The organism is Streptosporangium heterodermiicola (genome assembly GCF_051390675.1).
GTDB lineage: Bacteria > Actinomycetota > Actinomycetes > Streptosporangiales > Streptosporangiaceae > Streptosporangium.
The window spans coordinates 77151-95732 of sequence record NZ_JBPJSR010000015.1; the positions used below are offsets into that span (position 1 = coordinate 77151).

Genomic DNA, 18582 nt, shown 5'->3' on the forward strand with positions numbered 1-18582 from the left:
TGTCAACGATCCCGGAAACTTTCACCTGGACAGCCGGTTACGGGCGACGGCTTGGCAGGTCTGGCCGTCACGGTCCTCGCGGCATGCTTCTACCGTGCTGTCATGGACACTCCGGACCTCCTCATCAGGAACGCCACCCTGCGCGGCCGTCCCGGCAGGTGGTCTCTGGCCGCCACGGGCGGGCTCATCGGCCTCGTCGCCGAGGACGACCCCGATCTCGGCCCGGCGACCGGCGTGACCCTCGACGCCGACGGCGCCCTGGTCACCGAGCCGTTCGTGGACGCCCACCTGCACCTGTGCAAGGTCCACACCCTCGACACCGCCGGGCCCGCCGCGCTCTCGGAGTACACCGGGGGCGCGATGGGGGCCGCGATGGGCGCCATCGAGACGGCCGCCGCCGTCAAGACCGGCCAGACCGTGCGATCCGTCCTCGAACGCGCCCGGCCGGTGCTCCTGGAATCCGTACGGCACGGTGTCCGGGCGGTGCAGGCCTTCGCGGACATCGACCCGAAGGCGGGGCTCACCGGGCTGGAGGCGCTGCTGGCGCTGCGCGAGGAGTTCCGCGGCCTGGTCGACGTGCGGGTGGTGGCGTTCCCGCAGGACGGCCTGCTCCGCGAACCCGGGACCGAGGAACTCGTCACCGAGGCCGTACGGCTCGGCGCGGACGTGGTGGGTGGCATCCCCTGGATCGAGTGGACCGACGCCGACGCCGCCGAGCACGTGAGGCGCATGGTCGACCTCGCCCGGCGGCACGGCCTGCGCGTCGCCATGCTGGTCGACGACGCGGGCGATCCGGGGTTGCGCACGGCCGAGATGCTGGCGCGGGAACTGCTGGAACGGAACATGATCGGACGCGGCAGCGCCCAGCACGCCAGGGCGATGGCGCTCTACCCGGAGCCGTACCTGCGCCGCCTGGCCGGGCTGTGCCGCGCCGCGGGACTCGGTTTCGTCAGCGATCCGCACACCGGGCCGCTCCACCTGCCGGTCTTCCGGCTGGCCGACGCCGGGGTCCCGGTCGCCCTCGGCCAGGACGACATCGAGGACGCCTACTACCCGTTCGGGAGGCACAATCTCCTGGAGGTGGCCTTCCTCGCGGCACACCTGCTCGACGCCCGCACCGACGCCGCCCTGGAGCGGCTGTACGACATGGTGACCGTCGACGCCGCCCGGGTCGCCGGGCTGCCCGTCAACCGCCTGGAGCCCGGGGCACCCGCCGATCTGGTCGTCCTGGAGGGACGAACCCTCCGCGAGGCCCTGACCCGGCACGCCCCGCCCCGGCACGTCGTCGTCGCGGGCCGGGTCGTGGCCTCGTCCACCCTGCACACCTCCTTCGGCCCCGGCGTTCCCCGCTGACGGGCGCGGACGCCGGACACCGGGGCCCACCGGCCCGAACGCCACACCGGCCAGGGACGGAGAGGCCGGCACGACGACGAACGGGCGGAGACAGGCGGAGACGGCGGAGACGGCGGAGACGAGCGGGGACGAGCGGGGACGGGCGGAGACGCGAAGACGGGCGGGGACGGGCGGGGACGGGCAAGGCCAGGGAAACCAGCACGATGACGAACCCGCGAAGCCGGAAAAACCAGCAGGGCGACGGACGCGCGAAGCCGGGGAAACCGGCACCCGGACGCCGCGCAGACCCCGGATCAACGGGATTCTTCCCGCGAAAACAGGCGCTCGGACGAAGGTGATCTACTGAACCCTGGCGGTTCCGCCGCCTATGGCATCCTTTCGGGGCGCGAGCCTTCGGCGGGCACCGGTAGCCGAGTGTCACCGATCGTCCCCTTCCCGTTCCTTTCCGCTACCCCCGGGTAATCTGACCGCCCCAAGGCTTTGGGCTCCACTAGCAGACTCCCGCGACTCCCCCCACTTACCGTGAGGGTAGGTTACGCATCGTGTCGACGTCGTCCTTGGCGCGGCACGGCGCTCCGCCAGCCCGGGCATCGCCCAGGGCTCGACCGATTCGACACCGATTCGACGTGGAGTGATCTGCCATGACCATGATCAGGAACGCCCTCGCAGCCGGAGCCATGATGGCCTCCGCTCTCATCGTCCCCGCGGCGATGCCGACCTCGTCCGCCCTTGCTGGCACCGTGGCCACGAGCACCCCGGCCAGTACCTCCTCCGTCCTGAAGCCCTGCCGTGAGCACAAGAACCCCGACAGGTGCCGCGCCCGGCGCGAGTACCGGCGCGAGTACGGACGGGACTACCGGCACGAGGACAGAGGCGAGCGCAGGCGCGAGAACATGCGCGAGGACAGGCGCGAGCGCGGGCGCGAGAACATGCGCGAGAACAGAGGCGAGCGCAGGCGCGAGAACACGCGTGAAGACAGGCGCGAGCGCGGGCGCGAGGGCATGAGCGAGCGCGGGCGCGAGCGTGTCGGTACCGGCAGGGGCGCCGGTGTCGGCGGCGGCATCAGCGACAGCATCGGCGGCAGCGGCACTGGCCGCGGAATCAACAACTGACGGGCGGCCGGCGGGTGACCGACCCGGCCACCGGCCACCGGCCACCGGCGGCCAGGAGGCCGGAAGGCCGTCACCGTAACCCGTGACTCATGACCCGTGGGCACACGCTCACCTCACCGTGAGGCGGATCCGGTCCGCAGACCCGCGCCCTCACAGGGCAGGCCAGGACCGCACGCTCGCCTCACCGTGAGGCAGGCCGGATCACACGATCGCCTCCCCGCGAGGTAGGCCCGGCCAGGCTCGCGGAAAATCCTTCCCGACGACGGGCGACCCGCCCACCGAGCATTCGGGGGCGGGCCACCCGTCGCTCCGTGCCCGGCGTCGCGGCACCTGTCGCCTCATGCCCGGCGTCGTGGCACCCGTCGCCTCGCGCCCAGTGTCGCGGCACCGTGGCACCCCGTGCCCGGCGAGCTCGCCCGCGTGCGGCGTCGCCGCGAAACGAAACCGGTCACCGCGGAATCCCCCGCGCCTTCGCACGCGCACGCCGTCGAATCCCCGCGCCTCCCGTACTCCTCCCGCTCCTTACGCGTACGGCTGGTGCGCGGCTTCGTGAGCGTCGACGAGCCGTTTAGGGGCCGTCAGGCACCAGGCCTCGGTGACCAGCTCGAACAGCTCATCCGCGTCGATCTTCGCGAGGTGCACCACGACCCAGCCGAACCGGCCGATGGTGAACTGGACCTCGAACACCTCCGGCCGCTCCGCCACCAGCGCGATCTGCTCGTCGATCGTCGCCTTGAGCCCCACGGTCTCCGTCTTCTCCCACAGGTAGCCGAAGCCCTTGCCGCGCACCTTCAGCGAGACCCAGTCTCCGCCGTCGCTCTGCTGGGTCTCGGGCAGCTGCTTCAACATCTCCAGGAATTCATCCACGCTCACACCCATGGCCCACGGTCTACCAGAGCGCACCGACATTTCTCCCTGAATCCCCGGCGGCCGTCAGCCCGTGATTCCGGGTTCGCCGTTCTCGATGTGTCCCATCAGGCGGCGGGCGAAGCCGGTGTCCCCGGCGACGGTGAGCCACAGGTCGTACCATCCGGTCGCGGCCCGCCACGGCACCCGCGCGGTCTCCCCTGCCGCGAGCCGCAGCGTCCGCGCCGTCCCGCCGTAGGCCAGGGGCGAGATCGTCACGTCGGCCGGTTCGTCACCGATGTTGACGACGGCGATCTCGATCGTCCGCGTGGCCGCGTCGATCAGGCTGGACGTCTCCACCGGGTCGTCCGTCCCGCCCCGGAACTCCCTGCGGAAGCCGTTCGGCCCGGTGAGGACGAGGGCGTAGGTGGGACACGGGAAGTAGACCACCTCGCGGGCATGGCCGAGCACGTCGAAATGCAGCGGCCGGACGAGCTCCCCCATGTAGCCGTACAGCGCCAGGTGCGCGCTCTCCGTACCGGTGTTGCTCATCGCGATCTCGACGGCGCGGCCACTGGTCCGCGCCGAGGCCTCCGGCCGGTACGGCAGCGCGCGAGCGGGCCTGACACCCGGTTCCCTGCCGGGCATCCGCTGCTCGGCGGGGGCCTCGGGGTACCAGCGGCCGGTCAGGGCTCCCCGGGTGGGCGCCGGCACCCCGGCGCTCTCCGGGACACCGGAAACCGGCACTTCCCACACTTCCGGCGCTCCCGGCGCTCCTGGTGTTTCCGGCGAGTCCGGTGTGGGCCACGCCGCCGGGCGGGCGAAGTCGAAGGCGGAGGTGAGGTCCCCGGCGACGGTCCGCCGCCAGGCGCTGATGTCGGGGGCCCTGATGCCGAGCCAGGTCTCCAGGAACCGGACCGTCGAGCTGTGGTCGAACGTCTGGGAGCAGACATGGCCCCCCACGCTCCACGGCGACACGACGATCATCGGGACGCGCATGCCCAGCCCGATGGGCCGTCCGGCGACGAACTCCCCCGGAGTGCCTTCCGGCGGGACGGGCGGGGGTACGTGGTCGAAGAAGCCGTCGTTCTCGTCGTAGGTGATGAAGACCGCGGTACTCGCCCACACCTCCGGGCTCGACGCCAGCGCGTCGAGGATCCGGTAGACGACCTTCCCGCTCTCCACGGCCGAGGACCCCTCCGGGTGTTCGGAGTCGGCGAGCGAGGTCACGACGTACGAGACGGCGGGGAGGCGTCCGGCCGCCACGTCGGCGGCGAACCAGTCGCCCAGCCCGCCCGTCCGGGTGCGGCGCAGCGCCCGGTCGTGGAGCAGCCGGTCGGCCGGATCGAGGCGTGCCACCCTCTCCTCCAGCTCGGCGAGCATCGGCGCGGGGTCCTCGGACGCGCGCACCTTCTCGTAGAAGGAGTGCATGCTGCTCTGTCCCAGTTTCGCCATGACCACCTTGAACGCGGCGAAGAACTCCAGGTTGTTGCACTGGTAGTTGTCCCACTCCTGGTAGACCTGCCAGGAGTGTCCGGCCCGGGTCAGCAGCTCTGGCACCGTGGTCCAGGAGTATCCGGGGTGCCCGTCCTCCTCGCAGGCGCCGTTGTCGACGGCCCGCTGTTCGGTACCGGGCTCGTGGCCAGTGTGGCCGGAGACGTGGTAGTTGCGGTTCGGCGTCGTGGAGCTCAGCACCGAGCAGTGGTAGGCGTCGCAGATCGTGAACGCGTCCGCCAGCCCGTAGTGGAACGGGATGTCCTGGCGGTCGTGGTACGCCATCGTGGACGGGCCCTTGTTGGGCACCCAGGCGTCGTTCCAGCCCATCGCCCAGGCGTTCTGGGTGCCGAGCCAGCTGTGGTCGTGGGTGTCGAGCAGCATCGGGTCGGCTCCCACGCGCCCGGCGGCCTCCCTCAGGGAGAAGGGCAGGACCCCGTCCTGCTCGAAGACCGGCCGCAGCGCCCGGGTGGACACCGCGTTGCGGTCCTCGTAGCCACGCACCCCGCGCATCCGGCCGAAGTAGTGGTCGAACGACCGGTTCTCCTGCATGACGAAGACGACGTGCTTGAGGTCGGAGAGGGTTCCGGGAGGTACGGGCCGCGCCAGCAGGCGCACGAGAGAGGGGGGAAGTACGGACGGTGCCGACATTGAGCATCCCTTTAACGGCATTTCAGGCAAGCCTCAACCTAACAACCCGGCTTCCTCCTTCCTACACCTGGGACGCGGCCCCGCCGCCCTGTCCGCGCTCATCGCCGCGGTGGCGCGGGCCCGGTCGATGGATGACCGGGACGGCCGCGTGTGATCAATTGTCCGGTCGCCGCGGCCGCCGGATCTGGAGGCGCAGCTCTCGTTCACGGTACTCACGCCGCTGCTCGCGGCGTAGTTCCGACTCCTCGGCGCTCCTGCGGTCCCAGCGCGTCCGGGTCCGCCGAATCTCGTACAAGGTGAGGCGGGACAGCCAGATGACGCCGATCGCGATGGCCATGAGCATGGTCACGTGACCGGCGAGAAGTAGCACGAAACCGACGATGAAACACATCCAGTACGCGGTCTTGACGGCGATTTCTATCGCGTCGATATGCTTTTCGAACAGCGACATGCGTTACTCCGATGGTGTTGGGTGGAGTAGCCACTCCAGCATGAGAGGGAATGACCGAAATACCAGTTCCGTCCGCTCGTATGGCCGTGGCCACAGAGGAAGGAGCGCTATGCCGGCCAAGTACGGGACTTGCCGACTTAGACGATCAATACCTACTCTGGTATGCGACTTTTTCCTTCTTCACGGGGTCAAGATAAAGGGCGGGGGTGGCGTGACCGAGCGGATGGTGCCCAGCCCCCGGCACGAACGGCTGCGGCAATTGCTCGCCGAAGCCGAATACCGGGCCAACGAGGTACGGCAGGCGTACCAGCGCGCCTCTTCGGCGATGCGGTCGGGACAGGTCTGGACGGGGCCGACGGCCGCCACCTGGACCACCGAGCTGGAGGACCGGCACCAACGGCTCGGACGGCTCGCCCAGAGCGTGGTGGACGCGGTCGAGGAGGAGCTGCGCCGCTCCCCTCCGCTGGTGACCGAGGCCGAGGCGAACGCCATGCGCAGGGAGATGGCCGGACGCACGTGACCGTCATGACCGTGAGGTCGTGATCTTGAGGGGGAACGTTCCATGACACCGAACGCCGAGTTCTGCGGCATCGACCCCGAACAGATGGGGCAGCTCGCCACCTCCCTGCGCGGCGCCGCCGACCGGCTGACCGCGTTCAGCAGGGAGTTCGAGGGAAAGCTCCGCCAGAACGGGGTCGAGACCCCCGCGCTCCGGGAGATCACCGACATCGCCGACTGGGGCGGGAGGCAGGTCTCCATGCTCCACGGCCGGATCGACCTGATCAAAGCCCTGGGCGACGGCGCCCCGGAGCTGGGCGGAGCGGGCGGCACGGCGTCGACGGCGGTCGGCGGGCAGGGGCTCATCCGCCTCCCCGACGAGCTGAAGGACTACGACCTCGCCCAGGGCCTGGCCAGGATGTACGGCGACGACATCCTGGTGAACTTCCACAGCGACCTGCAGGCCAAGCTCATCCACGAGCACATCGACGACGTCGCCAAACTCGCCGAAAACCCCCAGGCCGCCGCCGCCTTCTTCGCCCTCCTGTCGCCGAAGATCCGGGACGCGCTGCCCAGCATCATCGCGGCCAGCGGCAGCAAGACCGCCCAGAAAGACCTTTCCACCTTCAGCAAAGCCCTCGGCGCGGCCCTGAACGCCCCCACCCTCGTCCCGGCCTTCGCCAAGGTCAAAGAAGATCTGGTCAAACCGGTCGACGGCAATATCGTCGCGTGGAACCGGCTCGCGCTGCTCAAGGGCGCGAACGTCCCCTCGTCCATCCGCAGCGCGGCGGCCCGCGCACTGGTCCTGGACGAGTTCGCGAAGAGGCCCGCGCAGGAGTGGCGCGCCGGATCCCTGGGCGGCAAGAAGTACGACCTGCCTGACGACCTGGTCGCCATGGGCCTGGAGATGCTCGACGGAGACGGTGCGGCCGTACGGGACACCTTCGCCAAGATGGGCGGGGCCGACGTCAAGCTCAGCCAGGCCGACAAGATGAAATTGTTCCTCGACTACGCCAAGGGCGTGGGCACCGGGGATGAGGTGGCCGACGCATTCGGGCGCGCAATGGAGGCGGGCACCGAGGCCAAGACCGAGAAGGCCGGCCAGCACAGCCCAGAGGCCGCTGCCTTCGCCTTCGATGCCATCCGCGCCGCTGCTTCCTTTGGCGCAGACCTTCCGAGACCGGCCATGGACTCCATGAGCGTGATAGCAAAGTCGTATGTCCATGAACTGGCCTCGGGCGCCCGTTTCGACAAAGCCGTGGACCGGACCTCCGGAATGGGCGTCCCGGCAAACTGGACCCTCCTTCCCAATGTGACCCCATCTTTCTACCTCAGCCCTGGCGATACCTATCGCTTCATGCAGACCTTTGTAGGAGAAAAGCATCTTACAGATGATTTCGATACGACCGCCGGTAAGTTCCAATACGACATGCTGACAGCCGCCGCTCAACTTGACGCGCGAGCAGAGAGTGACCGCTTCCAAAAAATTGCAAAAATGTTCGGTGATCTCGCCGCTCTGGAATTCAAAGCCACGCTGGACGTACGTGGTGAGATGGACGCCACCGACGACCTGGTCCGTGACATCGCTAAGAACACCGTCTCCCTCGGGATCGACAGCGTTCCATTAGCGGGCCCCCTCGCACATTACGCTATCGAAACGGGATGGGAACTGACCAAGGCGTACGGTGTCAGTACTCTGCTCGACGGCTGGGCAGACGATCTCGGGACACGAGTCGAGGAAGCTACTGGAGCACGGTCAGACTTCGTCTTGCGCCAGAAGTACGACATGGCACATCTCCTTCACCAAGCCGGTTACCCGGCGAGCGAGCCTCCTGCCGAGCTCATCAGCAAGCGCACCGGCGACCTCAAGACTTACGACGAACTTCTTGCAGAAGCAAAGCTGGAAGCCCAGAAAGGCAGCAAAGAGTGGGAGCAGGCACTGCGAGAGAAACTAGTTCCTTACGAACGTTGGATGGATGGCAACGGCAAGCTTGATGACAAGATCGAAGACGCAACACGATTCCATACAAGCGAACACGCCAAGGAACAGATAAGAATCTGGAAGTAACTATTCCTTACCGCGGCAGGCAAGCAGTCATCGCATGTAGCCGCCAAGTGGGGGCGTCAGGAGTTACATACACAGTCACCTTAATCTCCGGATTCTCCTTTTCGCCGTAGATAAATCGCCCATCCTCTGCATCCGTCTGACTGAAATCAAAATTAAGTTTGTATCCAAGCACTTGCACAAGTGTGTTCTCCATCAACCCTTGAGCCAAATCAAGATGGCCGTCTATATCAGAAGACTTGCGCTCATAGTCTGCCGTAACTCGAAGTACTCTTTTAAACTTATCCTTATCGCAAGGGATGTCCTTGTCAGGACGTTGCAGAATACGCAGCTTCTTACTTGAGTTCTTAAAAACGTCGTCGATTTCCAGTCGCTGCGTGTCCTTTTGCAACTCCGCTGCCGCGTCCTTCAGAGAAGGATCGGAAGCACACCCTGAGGCTGCCACCACTAGCGCCAGACCGACGGCGAGTAACCGGGTGAAGCGCATTCGGGACCTCCGGGGGCAGTGAACGCCGGGACGTACCAATCTTTACCCACCTGGCCCGCCTTCGCCACACCCTTCCCATACTCGTTCGTCAAACAAGGGGAGTTGCCAGGTCACGCCGATCACCGTCGCCAGCCAGGGGAGGAACACGCCTTCGCGGGGTGGAGTCGTGATCCGTGCGGTCGGCGGCTCGCTCGTCGTCATGGTTTCACCTTTCGAATGCTTTCCGATCCCTGCGGCGGGAGATCGAAAGAGGGCTTTCTCATTCATGTCCGGCCCGATTCGCCTCTGGTCAAGAAAATGGTTTGCCGATTTCCGGACAACACTTTCATGGCGAGGATTGCTGTGCCTAGAATGCCCTGTCGGTAGTCGACCGACTACCGAATCGACCGTCCAGGGCAGAGCGGACGGTGACAGCTCCTGGTCTATCCGGACTGGATTCGATATCGCCGGCTGACCATTAGATCCGATTTTCTAATTCGAGAGGAAATGCGATGGAAGGTGCGCCGCCCCTCGACCCTGGATCCCCTCGGATACGGTTCGGCGCCGAGATGCGTCGGCTGCGGGAGGCCGCGCAGCTCTCGCAGTCCGCCGTGGCCAGGCGCCTCGGCTGCACCCAGACTCAGGTCAGCCGCCTGGAGGGGGCGACCCGCACACCGTCGAAGTCCGACGCGGAGAAGCTGGACCAGCTCTTCGGGACCGCTGACGGCAACGCCTTCACCCGCCTCCGTCAGCGCATCCTGGCCCAGCCCGGTGGCCCGATCTGGTTCCAGAGCTGGGTCGAGGAGATCGAGCCGACCGCCCTCGTCCTTCGCTCCTGGGATCCTCTCCTCGTTCCCGGCCTTCTCCAGACGGAGTCCTATGCCCGTCACGTTCTCAGTCAAGAACCCCGCATGACCTCTCAGGAAGTAGAGGAGCGCATTGAGGCCCGGATTCAACGTCGCTCCATCCTGGAGCGGGACAATCCGCCACTGTTCCTGACTCTCATCGATGCCAATGTGGTGCGCCGTCCGGTTGGGGATTCTGAAGTTACGCGCGGTCAGCTCGACTACCTGCTGGAGGCTGGCCGGAATCCCGCTGTTTCCATCCAGCTCGTCGATCAGCGATGCATGTCAGGCCTGCTGGGAGCGTTTATGATCGCTGAGCTTCCGGATGGGCAGCCGGACGCGATCCACGCTGACTCCTCAGCAGAGGGACATGTCTCAACCGATTCGAGTCTTGTAGCCTCTATATAGGACCGATATGAGGCGATACGACGATGGGCTTATCCTGATCACATGTCCCTCAAAATGATTGCAGATGTGAGGCAGGAATGGACCTGAGTGCCGCTGTGTGGCAGAAGTCATCACGTTCGGGGTCGAACGGCGGCCAGTGTGTGGAAGTGGCCGCCAACCTGCCTGGGGTGGTCGCCGTTCGTGACAGCAAGAATGCCGGCGGTCCCAAGCTGCTCTTCGCTCCCGCCGAGTGGAAGTCGTTCATCGGTGGCGTCAAGACCGGCGAGTTCGACTCTCTGGCCTGACCTTTGCGACCACGCCGGAGAGCAGGTCCGGGGTGAGGCTCAGGACCTTCGGCCGCGTCGCTGGACGATCCACAGCACGGTCAGCGAGATCAGGGCGCCCACGGTCGCGCCGGTGAGCAGGCCCAGGACGGTGCTCACGTCACCGTCCAGCACACCGAACCGGAACAGGGCCGCCACCACCAGCGCCAGCACGACGAGAATGCCCGCGACGAAGGCGTAGAAACCGGGGCTGAGGAAGATGCCGCGATCGGGAGCCCGAGGTGGGGCGGTCAGTTCGGCGGCGGGTCCCAGGCTGGCGGCCCTGGGACGCTTGAAGTATTCGAAACCCACCCAGGTGCCGCACGGTTCCCAGCCGTCCGGGGCGAGCCGGTCCAGCACGCTCCGGCGGCGGCCGCCCGTGACCACCTCCCTGCGGTACTCCCACTGCTGCGGGTGCTCGGGGTCGCGGGCACAGACGAACAGGCCCCTCGCGTCGACCCTGTCGACCTCCCAGCCCTGCGCTCCGTACTCGTTGAGCATCTTGACGTCGTGGAACAGGTCGGCGGTCCAGCTCCAGGTGCGGGCGTCCGCGGCGGGCTCGGCGAGCGGGACCGCGGTGCCGGTCAGCTCCCTGACCAGCTCGGCCGCCGGGCCGAACTCCTCCTCCGGGTCGCCGCCGCTCTCGGCGAGGTAACCGGCGAGCTCGCCGACCGTGGCAGCGACCCGGTCGGCCGACATGCCCGCCTCGGCGAGGAGTACGGCGAGGTCGTCGAAGTAGGCGCGGGTTGTCTCATCAGAGCCGGAGCCGGAGCCGGGGCCAGAGCCAGAACTCGGGCCGGAGCCAAAGCCATAACCTGGGCCGGGGGCGGAGCCTGGGTCTGGGGCTGGGACGGGGTTCATCGGAGTTCCCCTTCACGTTCTCGTTCCTGGTTCTGGGGCTGGTTCTGGGTCTTTTGGTTCCGTTCGTGCGAGGCCGTGGGGGCGGGGGCCTCGACGCCGCCTCTGACCAGCGCGGCGCGTACCGACTCGTCGAAGCTCAGCCAGAGCCCGCCCTGCTCGGCGAGTGTCTGCCTGCCCTGGTCCGTGAGCTGGTAGTAGCGGCGGCCGGGCCCGCGCTCGGTCACCCGGAACTCCGCGACGACCAGCCCCGCCTCCTCCAGCCGGTTGAGCACCGGATAGAGGGTGCCGCCCTTGATCTGGCCGAGGCCCGACTCGGCGAGGTCCTTGACGATCTCGTAGCCGTAGTTCTCACCGGCCGTCAGGCTGGCGAGAACCAGCAGGTCGAGCACGCCCTTGAGCCAGCTCGCGCGTCGGTCGCTCGTCATGGTGGCGATCCTACTTAGACGGCGTTCCCAACTAGTCTCCGCTAGTTCCCGACACGAGTTCCCGGGCCGGTTCACGCCGCGGGGCCGGGGAGAGCAGCAGGCCGCGAAGATCGATCAGGGCGTGCAGCAGGATCGGCATGAGCAGGCTGCCGGTTCTCAGATAGAGCGCGGTCAGGGCGAATCCGATCAGGGTGACCGTGAACATGCCGCGCCACCCCTGGTAGAGGTGTCCCGCGACGAACACCGCCAGAGCGGCGAGGGCGGCGACCTCCTCGCTCAGACCGAGCGCGCCCGTGCCGACCGCGATGAGCAGCCCCCGGTAGACGATCTCCTCGGTGACACCGGCGGTCACCGACAGGCCCGCCGCGTACCAGCGCTCGGCCGTGGTACGCGGCAGCAGGTGGACGACGGCCTCCGCTCCGGGGATGGGCCCGCCTCTGGCCGCCAGCCGTCTGAACACGAGCACGCTGACCGTGGCGGCGACCAGGAAGCCGGCGATCATCCCGAGGAGCTCGCTCGGCGGCGCCTTGATCACCAGGCCGACGTCCGCGCCGTCGAGGCCCGGCTCCACCGCGACGATGAGCAGCGCCACGGCGGCCAGCACCCACAGCTCCGCGCACCAGAACGCGCACATCCGTCGATAGGCCATCGGGTCCCGATCACGCGAGCGGGCCAGCCTGTCGTATGTGCGCTTGCCGAGCAGGGGACTGACGACGGCCAGATAGCCGACGAGAACGGCCGACAGGACGAGCGCCAGGAGGGTGAACGACATCGGGACCTCCTTAGATGCTGCGCTATCTAGAAGGTAAAGCAAGCTAGTTAGATATACAACCTAGCTCGCGATCCAGCCCATCCTGGATTACACCCTGTGGAGCGGGCGGGCTTGCATCTCCCCCGGAGGGAGGCGCCAAGGTGGGGGCATGGACGGCGACACGCTCTACTCGATCGGTGATCTGGCCCGGCGGACCGGGCTCACGGTCAAGACCGTTCGGTTCTACTCCGACCGCGGGATCGTGCCGCCGACCGGCCGCAGCCCGGCCGGTCACCGCCTCTACGGCATCGACGCCGTAGCGCGCCTGGACCTCGTACGGACGCTGCGCGATCTGGGAGTGGACCTTCCCGCGATCCGCAGGGTCGTGGACCGGGAGGTCTCGCTTCCCGAGGTGGCCGCGGCGCACGCCGAGGCGCTGGCGGTGCAGATCCGGACGCTGCGCCTGCGGCGTGCGGTGCTGACGGCGGTGACCAGGCGCGGGTCCACCCCCGAGGAGATGGATCTCATGCACAAGCTGGCCAAACTCTCCGAGGACGAACGCCGACGCCTGATCGGCGACTTCCTCGACACCGCCTTCGGCGGCCTGGACGCCAATCCCGAATTCGCGGGGATCAGGCGCTCGATGACCCCCGAACTACCCGACGACCCCGAACCCGAGCAGGTCGAGGCCTGGGTGGAACTGGCCGAGCTGTCCCAGGACCCGGAGTTTCGCGGCGTCATGCGGCGCCTGGCCGAGCAGCACGCGGCCGAGCGCGCCCTGGGCGGCGCCACCGGCCCGCGCCGCGATCCCGTCGCGCTGGTCCGCGACCAGGCGGGCCCCGCCCTGGCGGCCGGCATCGCCCCGGCCTCGTCCCGGAGCGATCCGGTCGTCGCGGCGGTCACGGCCCGGTACGCGCACGTCGTCGGCCGCCCCGACGACGCCGACCTCCGGCGCCGGTTGCTGGTCCGGCTGGAGAGCGCGAACGACCCCCGCAGGGAGTCGTACCTCCGGCTGCTCGCGGTGATCAACGGCTGGCCGGCCCCGGAAAGCCTGACGCCGGTGCTCGACTGGTTCGTCCAGGCCCTGAGTGCCCGGATACCGGCGTAGCGAGCCGCTCACGACGGCGTAACCGGACCGGTTCGCTTCGTACGACGCTTCGTACGACCTCGCGGGGGCGCGCGCGGGTGAAGCCCCGGCGGCCGACGTCGACCTCCTGGAGGCCGCTGCCCGGTCGAGGGTCGACCGTCGGGCCGGCACCGCAACCTGGTCGTGCATCCCGGCCTCCCGCCCAACGAGGCCGGAACGGTGCCGCGGGCGAGCGGTGATCCACGCCCACGCGGTCGACGTGCCGTGTCAGGCCGGTGGTGTCAGGCGTTCTCACGCCCGCTGTGGGCGTGTCATCCGCTCGCGGCGTCTTCGGCCTCCCAGCGCAGCAGGTCGCCCGGTTGGCAGTCGAGTGCCTCGCAGAGCGCGGCGAGTGTCGTGAAGCGCACCGCCTTGGCGCGGCCGTTCTTGAGTACCGCCAGGTTGGCGGGTGTGATCCCGACGCGGTCCGCGAGGTCGCCCACGGACATCTTCCGCCTGGCCAGCATCACGTCGATGTCGACGACGATCGGCATCAGATCGTCTCGTCCAGCTCGGCCTGCATCCGCGCCGCCTCGACGTCGCGCGCGACGGCCTGGGCGAGCAGCATCCGCAGCACGAGCACGATGAGCGCGACCCCCAGGATGGCCAGGCCGACACCGCCCATGATGACGGTGACGCCCGGGTCGGCCCGCTGGCCCGGTGCGTTGAGGGCCGTGACCGCGAACCACAGGAGGGCGGCCGCCACGATCGCGCCTATCACGGCGTCCACGTACCGGAAGGCGGCGGAGGAGAACACGGTTTCGCGCCGGACCATCGTCACCAGCCGCCATACGCCGAACAGGGCGACCTGGGCCGACACCATGCCCAGGATCGTGATCACGCGCAGCGGGGTCAGCGGGAGCGACCCGTCCTCGGGGTCGTTCCCGCTGACCAGCGCCCACACCGTCAATGCCTGTACGAACACGGTGCCGGCGAGCACCACCACGAGCACGGCGCGAAGCGCGTGCACTGTCAGCTTTCCCATGCCCCATCCTTCTATCGAGTTGCGATGAGAAACTATCGAATTTCGATAGCCTAGGCAAGGGTTCGAGGAAGTGGACCGGACAGGGACGGGCGAGACCGTGAATGCCGGATTTCCCGATGGAACAGTCAGCGCCCGGAATCTCGTACCGGGGATTGGCCAGCAGGATCGCGAGGTAGGCCATCCCCAGGCTGCTGCCGCGGAACCCGGTGCTCGACAACTTCTCGACCGCCCTGGACGCGGGCAACCTCGGCACCGCGATGACGAACTCGCTGATCGTCGCCCTGCTGGTCGTCGTCGCCAACTGCGTGTTCGCGCTGCTCGCCGGATACGCCTTCGCCAAGCTGCCCTACCGGGGAAGCAACGCGATCTTCATGACGGTCGTCGCGACCACGATGGTGCCGGTGGCGGTGACCCTCATCCCGCTGTTCCTGATCGCGAAGGGGATCCCGCTGGCGGGCGGGAACGACATCACCGGGCAGGGCGGTTCCGGGCTGCTCGACTCGCTGGGCGGGCTCACCCTGCCGCACCTGCTCGGGCCGCTCAACGTCTTCCTCGCCCGGCAGTACTTCCTCGGGCTCCCCGACGAGCTGGGCGAGGCCGCCCGGGTCGACGGCGCGAGCGAGTTCAGGCTGTTCTGGAAGATCTACCTGCCGCTGGCGAGACCGCTCGTCGCGACCGTCGCGGTGTTCGCCTTCACCGCCGTCTGGGACGACTTCCTCTGGCCGCTCGTCGTGACGAGCTCGCCCGGGACGCAGACCGTCCAGCTGGCGCTGAGCAAGTTCCTGACCGGCGGGAACGTCGCCTACGGGCCCGCCATGGCCGGTTCTGTGCTGGTGCTGCCGCCGATCCTCGCCGTCTTCGTCCTCGACCAACGCAGTTTCGTCGCCGGCCTGTCCGAGGGCGGCGTGAAGGGATGATCATGCAGGAGACGCACACGCCGGTGCTGGTGGTCGGAGGGGGTCTCGGCGGTGTCGCCGCGACGCTGACCGCCGCGAGGCTCGGCCGGCGGGTGGTGCTCACCGAGGAGACCGACTGGCTGGGCGGCCAGCTGACCAGCCAGGCGGTCCCGCCGGACGAGAACCCGTGGATCGAGTCGCGGTACGCCTCGCCGAGCTACCGCAGGCTGCGTCAGGGCGTCCGCGAGTACTACCGCCGCGACTACCCGCTCCGCGCCTCGGTGGCCGCGCAGCGCCTGCTCAACCCGGGCCTCGGCGTGGTCAGCGGGCTGTGCCACGAGCCCAGGGCGGCGCTGGCCGTGATCGAGGAGATGCTCGCGCCGTACCGGACCGCCGGGCTGGTCACCGTCCTGCTACGGCACACGCCCGTGTCGGTCGAGGTGACGGGCGACCGGGTCGAGGCGGTCACCTTCACCCGGCCCGACGGGACCGAGCTGGTCGTGACGGCCGACTACGTCGTGGACGCCACCGAGCTCGGCGACCTGCTCCCGCTGGCCGGGGTCGAGCACGTGGTGGGCGCGGAGGGCGTCGACGACACCGGGGAGCCTCACGCCGCGCCCGTGGCGACCCCCCTCGACCAGCAGGCCGTCAGCTGGTGCTTCCCGCTGGAGCACCGGCCGGGCGAGGACCACACGATCGACCGCCCCGCGGGCTACGACTACTGGAGCACCCGGCGGGCCCGGTTCTGGCCGGGCTCCCAGCTGTCGTGGACGGGCGTGGAGCCGATCGACCTGTCCGTACGCTCGCGCGGCCTGTTCCACGACAACGGGCACGTCCCAGGAAAGCACGACCTGTGGCATCTCCGCCGGATCGTCGCCGCGGAGCAGTACGAGCCCGGCACCGTCCCGAACGACGTCACCCTGGTCAACTGGCCGCAGATCGACTACTGGGACCGGCCGCTGATCGGCCCCGGCGCGGACCGGGAGGCCGCGCCGGCGGGGGCCCGCGACCTGTCGCTGTCGTTCCCGTACTGGATGCAGACCGAGGCCGGATACCCGGGCCTGCGGCTGCGTCCCGATCTCGTCGGGACCGCGGACGGCCTGGCCAAGGTGGTGTACGTCCGGGAGTCGCGGCGGATCGAGGCCGAGTTCACCGTGCTGGAGCAGCACGTCGGGGTGGAGGCGCGCGGCGCGCTCGCCGGGTCCGAGGTGTTCGCCGACTCGGTCGGGCTCGGCTCCTACCGGATCGACCTGCACCCCAGCACGTCCGGCCGCACCTACGTGGACGTCGACTGCTACCCCTTCCAGATCCCGCTCGGCGCGCTGCTGCCCCGGCGCGTCGACAACCTGCTGCCCGCCAACAAGAACATCGGCACCACCCACGTCACCAACGGCTGCTACCGGCTCCACCCCGTCGAGTGGAGCATCGGCGAGGCCGTGGGCGCGCTCGCCGTCCAGGCCCTCGACGCCGACCTGCCGCCGCGCGAGATCCGCGCCGATCCGGCCAGGCTCGCCGACTTCCAGCGGACGCTCACCGACACCCTCGGTGTCACCCTCGCCTGGTCGCAGGAGATCAGGACCACCCCGTGCGGCCGCCAGCCCGCCGTGCCCCAGCTCGTAGAGGACTGACATGACCGCGGCAAGCCGTACCCCAGCTCGTGGAGGACTGAGATGACCGCGGCAACCGGCCCGGCCTTTCCCGCCGGGTTCGTCTGGGGCGCCGCCTCCGCCGCGTACCAGATCGAGGGCGCCGCCCGCGAGGACGGGCACGGGCCGTCGATCTGGGACACCTTCTCCCGTACGCCGGGATGGGTGCTCTCCGGGCACACCGGCGACGTCGCCTGCGACCACTACCACCGCCACGCCGACGACGTCGAGCTCATGAGGTCGCTCGGCCTGGCCGCCTACCGGTTCTCCGTCGCCTGGCCACGGATCCAGCCCGACGGCTCGGGCCCGGTCAACCCGCGCGGCCTCGACTTCTACGACCGTCTCGTCGACTCCCTGCTCGCGGCGGGCATCGACCCGTACGTGACGCTCTACCACTGGGACCTGCCCCAGGCGCTGGAGGACCGGGGCGGCTGGGCGGCCCGCGACACCGCGTACCGCTTCGCCGACTACGCCTCCGCCGTGCACGCCCGCCTCGGCGACCGCGTCCGCACCTGGACGACGCTCAACGAGCCCTGGGTCGCGGCCTTCCTCGGGTACGGCAGCGGCGTCCACGCCCCCGGCAGGACCGGCGCGGGCGACGCCTTCCGCGCCGCCCACCACCTGCTCCTCGCGCACGGCCTCGGTACCCGGGCGCTGCGCGAGGCCGGTGCCCGCGAGCTGGCCCTCACCCTCAACCTCTCGCCCGCCGTCGGCGACCCGGCCGCGGCCGAACGCGTCGACCTGCTGCTCAACCGCCCGTTCCTCGACCCGGCCCCGCGCGGGGAGATGCCCGAGGACCTCCTGAAGATCGTCGACCGGCACGCGGGTCTCGACCACCTGCGCGACGGCGACCTCGCGCTGATCCACCAGCCGATCGACCTGCTCGGCGTCAACTACTACTGCCCCCAGTACGTCGCCGACGCCCCCGCACCCCCGCCGACCCCGCCTGGCCGGGCGGCGAGGACATCTCGTTCGTCCACCCCGGCGGCCCCAGCACCGCGATGGGCTGGCCCATCGGCCCGGCGGGTCTCACCGCCCTGCTGACCCGCCTGTCGCGCGACCACCCCTCCGTGGGCCTGCTCATCACCGAGAACGGCGCGGCCTTCGACGACGACGCCCCCTCGGGCGGCCGGGTCGCCGACCCGGACCGCGTCGCCTACCTCGACGCCCGCCTCAGGGCGGCCCACGCCGCGCTGGCCGAGGGCGTGGACCTGCGCGGCTATCTCGTCTGGTCCGTCCTCGACAACTTCGAGTGGGCCGAGGGCCACCACAAGCGCTTCGGCATCGTCCACGTCGACTTCACCACCCGGCGACGCGTGCCGAAGGACAGCGCCCTCTGGTACCGCGACCTCGTCACCACCGGGGTGATCCCCGACGTGACCCCCGGCTGACCCCCGGCCC

20 protein-coding genes are annotated in these 18582 nt (G+C 69.0%); 11 read left to right on the forward strand and 9 right to left on the reverse strand.

The features are described 5' to 3' along the window. Positions 1–102 precede the first annotated feature (102 nt). Together ACSC1Q_RS29000 and ACSC1Q_RS29005 are read left to right on the forward strand one after the other, a co-directional pair. Entirely contained in the window at positions 103–1353 is a 1251-nt protein-coding gene (locus ACSC1Q_RS29000) for an amidohydrolase family protein (protein ID WP_436761861.1), read from the forward strand. Between the two features lie 641 nt (positions 1354–1994). Continuing rightward, positions 1995–2465 (forward strand): hypothetical protein, encoded by a 471-nt coding sequence (locus tag ACSC1Q_RS29005; protein WP_436761862.1) that lies wholly within the window; start codon positions 1995–1997, stop codon positions 2463–2465. Between the two features lie 522 nt (positions 2466–2987). On the opposite strand, the gene ACSC1Q_RS29010 is transcribed toward ACSC1Q_RS29005, so the two are convergent. From ACSC1Q_RS29010 to ACSC1Q_RS29020, 3 genes are all read right to left on the reverse strand, one after another. After that, the gene (locus ACSC1Q_RS29010; protein ID WP_436761863.1) at positions 2988–3344 is read right to left on the reverse strand and encodes an MmcQ/YjbR family DNA-binding protein; all 357 of its coding nucleotides are present in this window, start codon (positions 3342–3344) and stop codon (positions 2988–2990) included. A 54-nt stretch (positions 3345–3398) separates the two neighbouring features. Then, the gene (locus tag ACSC1Q_RS29015; RefSeq protein ID WP_436761864.1) at positions 3399–5456 is read right to left on the reverse strand and encodes a phosphocholine-specific phospholipase C; all 2058 of its coding nucleotides are present in this window, start codon (positions 5454–5456) and stop codon (positions 3399–3401) included. Positions 5457–5610: 154 nt separating this feature from the next. Next, positions 5611–5907: a hypothetical protein gene (locus ACSC1Q_RS29020; RefSeq protein WP_436761865.1), complete on the reverse strand. Its 297-nt coding sequence runs from the start codon at positions 5905–5907 to the stop codon at positions 5611–5613. 211 nt (positions 5908–6118) lie between these two features. Between ACSC1Q_RS29020 and ACSC1Q_RS29025 the strand changes: the two genes are divergently transcribed. Next, positions 6119–6427: a hypothetical protein gene (locus ACSC1Q_RS29025; protein ID WP_436761866.1), complete on the forward strand. Its 309-nt coding sequence runs from the start codon at positions 6119–6121 to the stop codon at positions 6425–6427. A gap of 42 nt (positions 6428–6469) precedes the next feature. Further along, complete coding sequence (locus tag ACSC1Q_RS29030) at positions 6470–8473, forward strand: hypothetical protein (protein WP_436761867.1); 2004 nt, start codon at positions 6470–6472, stop codon at positions 8471–8473. Between the two features lie 7 nt (positions 8474–8480). Here the strand turns inward: ACSC1Q_RS29030 and ACSC1Q_RS29035 are convergent, their stop codons facing one another. Beyond that, complete coding sequence (locus ACSC1Q_RS29035) at positions 8481–8957, reverse strand: hypothetical protein (protein WP_436761868.1); 477 nt, start codon at positions 8955–8957, stop codon at positions 8481–8483. Positions 8958–9448: 491 nt separating this feature from the next. Here ACSC1Q_RS29035 and ACSC1Q_RS29040 point away from each other — a divergent pair, with 491 nt between their 5' ends. Both ACSC1Q_RS29040 and ACSC1Q_RS29045 read left to right on the forward strand, forming a co-directional pair. Then, positions 9449–10189 (forward strand): helix-turn-helix domain-containing protein, encoded by a 741-nt coding sequence (locus ACSC1Q_RS29040; RefSeq protein WP_436761869.1) that lies wholly within the window; start codon positions 9449–9451, stop codon positions 10187–10189. A gap of 77 nt (positions 10190–10266) precedes the next feature. Further along, positions 10267–10473 (forward strand): DUF397 domain-containing protein, encoded by a 207-nt coding sequence (locus ACSC1Q_RS29045; RefSeq protein WP_436761870.1) that lies wholly within the window; start codon positions 10267–10269, stop codon positions 10471–10473. 39 nt (positions 10474–10512) lie between these two features. Here ACSC1Q_RS29045 and ACSC1Q_RS29050 read toward each other — a convergent pair whose 3' ends face one another. The 3 genes from ACSC1Q_RS29050 to ACSC1Q_RS29060 all read right to left on the reverse strand — a co-directional run bounded on the left by ACSC1Q_RS29050 (position 10513) and on the right by ACSC1Q_RS29060 (position 12549). After that, a complete protein-coding gene (locus ACSC1Q_RS29050; RefSeq protein WP_436761871.1) occupies positions 10513–11190 on the reverse strand; it encodes a hypothetical protein in 678 nt (225 codons plus the stop codon). A 158-nt stretch (positions 11191–11348) separates the two neighbouring features. Further along, on the reverse strand, positions 11349–11777 hold the full coding sequence (locus ACSC1Q_RS29055) for a PadR family transcriptional regulator (RefSeq protein WP_436761872.1): 429 nt from the start codon (positions 11775–11777) through the stop codon (positions 11349–11351). Between the two features lie 31 nt (positions 11778–11808). Further along, on the reverse strand, positions 11809–12549 hold the full coding sequence (locus ACSC1Q_RS29060; RefSeq protein WP_436761873.1) for a CPBP family intramembrane glutamic endopeptidase: 741 nt from the start codon (positions 12547–12549) through the stop codon (positions 11809–11811). A gap of 148 nt (positions 12550–12697) precedes the next feature. On the opposite strand from ACSC1Q_RS29060, the gene ACSC1Q_RS29065 reads away from it, so the two are divergent. After that, complete coding sequence (locus ACSC1Q_RS29065; RefSeq protein WP_436761874.1) at positions 12698–13636, forward strand: MerR family transcriptional regulator; 939 nt, start codon at positions 12698–12700, stop codon at positions 13634–13636. 290 nt (positions 13637–13926) lie between these two features. On the opposite strand, the gene ACSC1Q_RS29070 is transcribed toward ACSC1Q_RS29065, so the two are convergent. Both ACSC1Q_RS29070 and ACSC1Q_RS29075 read right to left on the reverse strand, forming a co-directional pair. Further along, on the reverse strand, positions 13927–14148 hold the full coding sequence (locus ACSC1Q_RS29070) for a helix-turn-helix domain-containing protein (RefSeq protein WP_436761875.1): 222 nt from the start codon (positions 14146–14148) through the stop codon (positions 13927–13929). Continuing rightward, entirely contained in the window at positions 14148–14639 is a 492-nt protein-coding gene (locus ACSC1Q_RS29075; protein ID WP_436761876.1) for a DUF2975 domain-containing protein, read from the reverse strand. The genes ACSC1Q_RS29070 and ACSC1Q_RS29075 overlap by 1 nt, the downstream gene beginning before the upstream one ends. Positions 14640–14845: 206 nt before the next feature. On the opposite strand from ACSC1Q_RS29075, the gene ACSC1Q_RS29080 reads away from it, so the two are divergent. From ACSC1Q_RS29080 to ACSC1Q_RS29095, 4 genes are read left to right on the forward strand one after another with little or no spacing between them, the layout of a single operon-like run. Further along, entirely contained in the window at positions 14846–15556 is a 711-nt protein-coding gene (locus ACSC1Q_RS29080; RefSeq protein ID WP_436761877.1) for a carbohydrate ABC transporter permease, read from the forward strand. Positions 15557–15558: 2 nt separating this feature from the next. Further along, complete coding sequence (locus ACSC1Q_RS29085) at positions 15559–17163, forward strand: FAD-dependent oxidoreductase (RefSeq protein ID WP_436761878.1); 1605 nt, start codon at positions 15559–15561, stop codon at positions 17161–17163. 42 nt (positions 17164–17205) lie between these two features. Beyond that, complete coding sequence (locus ACSC1Q_RS29090; RefSeq protein WP_436761879.1) at positions 17206–18225, forward strand: glycoside hydrolase family 1 protein; 1020 nt, start codon at positions 17206–17208, stop codon at positions 18223–18225. Next, a complete protein-coding gene (locus tag ACSC1Q_RS29095) occupies positions 18183–18572 on the forward strand; it encodes a family 1 glycosylhydrolase (protein WP_436761880.1) in 390 nt (129 codons plus the stop codon). The genes ACSC1Q_RS29090 and ACSC1Q_RS29095 overlap by 43 nt, the downstream gene beginning before the upstream one ends. Positions 18573–18582: the final 10 nt, after the last annotated feature.

Bases quoted from the DNA above. Each gene is read 5' to 3' on its own strand.
- ACSC1Q_RS29000 (WP_436761861.1), top strand. From the start codon at position 103: ATGGACACTCCGGACCTCCTCATCAGGAACGCCACCCTGCGCGGCCGT.
- ACSC1Q_RS29005 (WP_436761862.1), top strand. From the start codon at position 1,995: ATGACCATGATCAGGAACGCCCTCGCAGCCGGAGCCATGATGGCCTCC.
- ACSC1Q_RS29010 (WP_436761863.1), bottom strand. From the start codon at position 3,344: ATGGGTGTGAGCGTGGATGAATTCCTGGAGATGTTGAAGCAGCTGCCC.
- ACSC1Q_RS29015 (WP_436761864.1), bottom strand. From the start codon at position 5,456: ATGTCGGCACCGTCCGTACTTCCCCCCTCTCTCGTGCGCCTGCTGGCG.
- ACSC1Q_RS29020 (WP_436761865.1), bottom strand. From the start codon at position 5,907: ATGTCGCTGTTCGAAAAGCATATCGACGCGATAGAAATCGCCGTCAAG.
- ACSC1Q_RS29030 (WP_436761867.1), top strand. From the start codon at position 6,470: ATGACACCGAACGCCGAGTTCTGCGGCATCGACCCCGAACAGATGGGG.
- ACSC1Q_RS29035 (WP_436761868.1), bottom strand. From the start codon at position 8,957: ATGCGCTTCACCCGGTTACTCGCCGTCGGTCTGGCGCTAGTGGTGGCA.
- ACSC1Q_RS29040 (WP_436761869.1), top strand. From the start codon at position 9,449: ATGGAAGGTGCGCCGCCCCTCGACCCTGGATCCCCTCGGATACGGTTC.
- ACSC1Q_RS29045 (WP_436761870.1), top strand. From the start codon at position 10,267: ATGGACCTGAGTGCCGCTGTGTGGCAGAAGTCATCACGTTCGGGGTCG.
- ACSC1Q_RS29050 (WP_436761871.1), bottom strand. From the start codon at position 11,190: ATGTCGGCCGACCGGGTCGCTGCCACGGTCGGCGAGCTCGCCGGTTAC.
- ACSC1Q_RS29055 (WP_436761872.1), bottom strand. From the start codon at position 11,777: ATGACGAGCGACCGACGCGCGAGCTGGCTCAAGGGCGTGCTCGACCTG.
- ACSC1Q_RS29060 (WP_436761873.1), bottom strand. From the start codon at position 12,549: ATGTCGTTCACCCTCCTGGCGCTCGTCCTGTCGGCCGTTCTCGTCGGC.
- ACSC1Q_RS29065 (WP_436761874.1), top strand. From the start codon at position 12,698: ATGGACGGCGACACGCTCTACTCGATCGGTGATCTGGCCCGGCGGACC.
- ACSC1Q_RS29070 (WP_436761875.1), bottom strand. From the start codon at position 14,148: ATGCCGATCGTCGTCGACATCGACGTGATGCTGGCCAGGCGGAAGATG.
- ACSC1Q_RS29075 (WP_436761876.1), bottom strand. From the start codon at position 14,639: ATGGGAAAGCTGACAGTGCACGCGCTTCGCGCCGTGCTCGTGGTGGTG.
- ACSC1Q_RS29085 (WP_436761878.1), top strand. From the start codon at position 15,559: ATGCAGGAGACGCACACGCCGGTGCTGGTGGTCGGAGGGGGTCTCGGC.
- ACSC1Q_RS29090 (WP_436761879.1), top strand. From the start codon at position 17,206: ATGACCGCGGCAACCGGCCCGGCCTTTCCCGCCGGGTTCGTCTGGGGC.
- ACSC1Q_RS29095 (WP_436761880.1), top strand. From the start codon at position 18,183: ATGGGCTGGCCCATCGGCCCGGCGGGTCTCACCGCCCTGCTGACCCGC.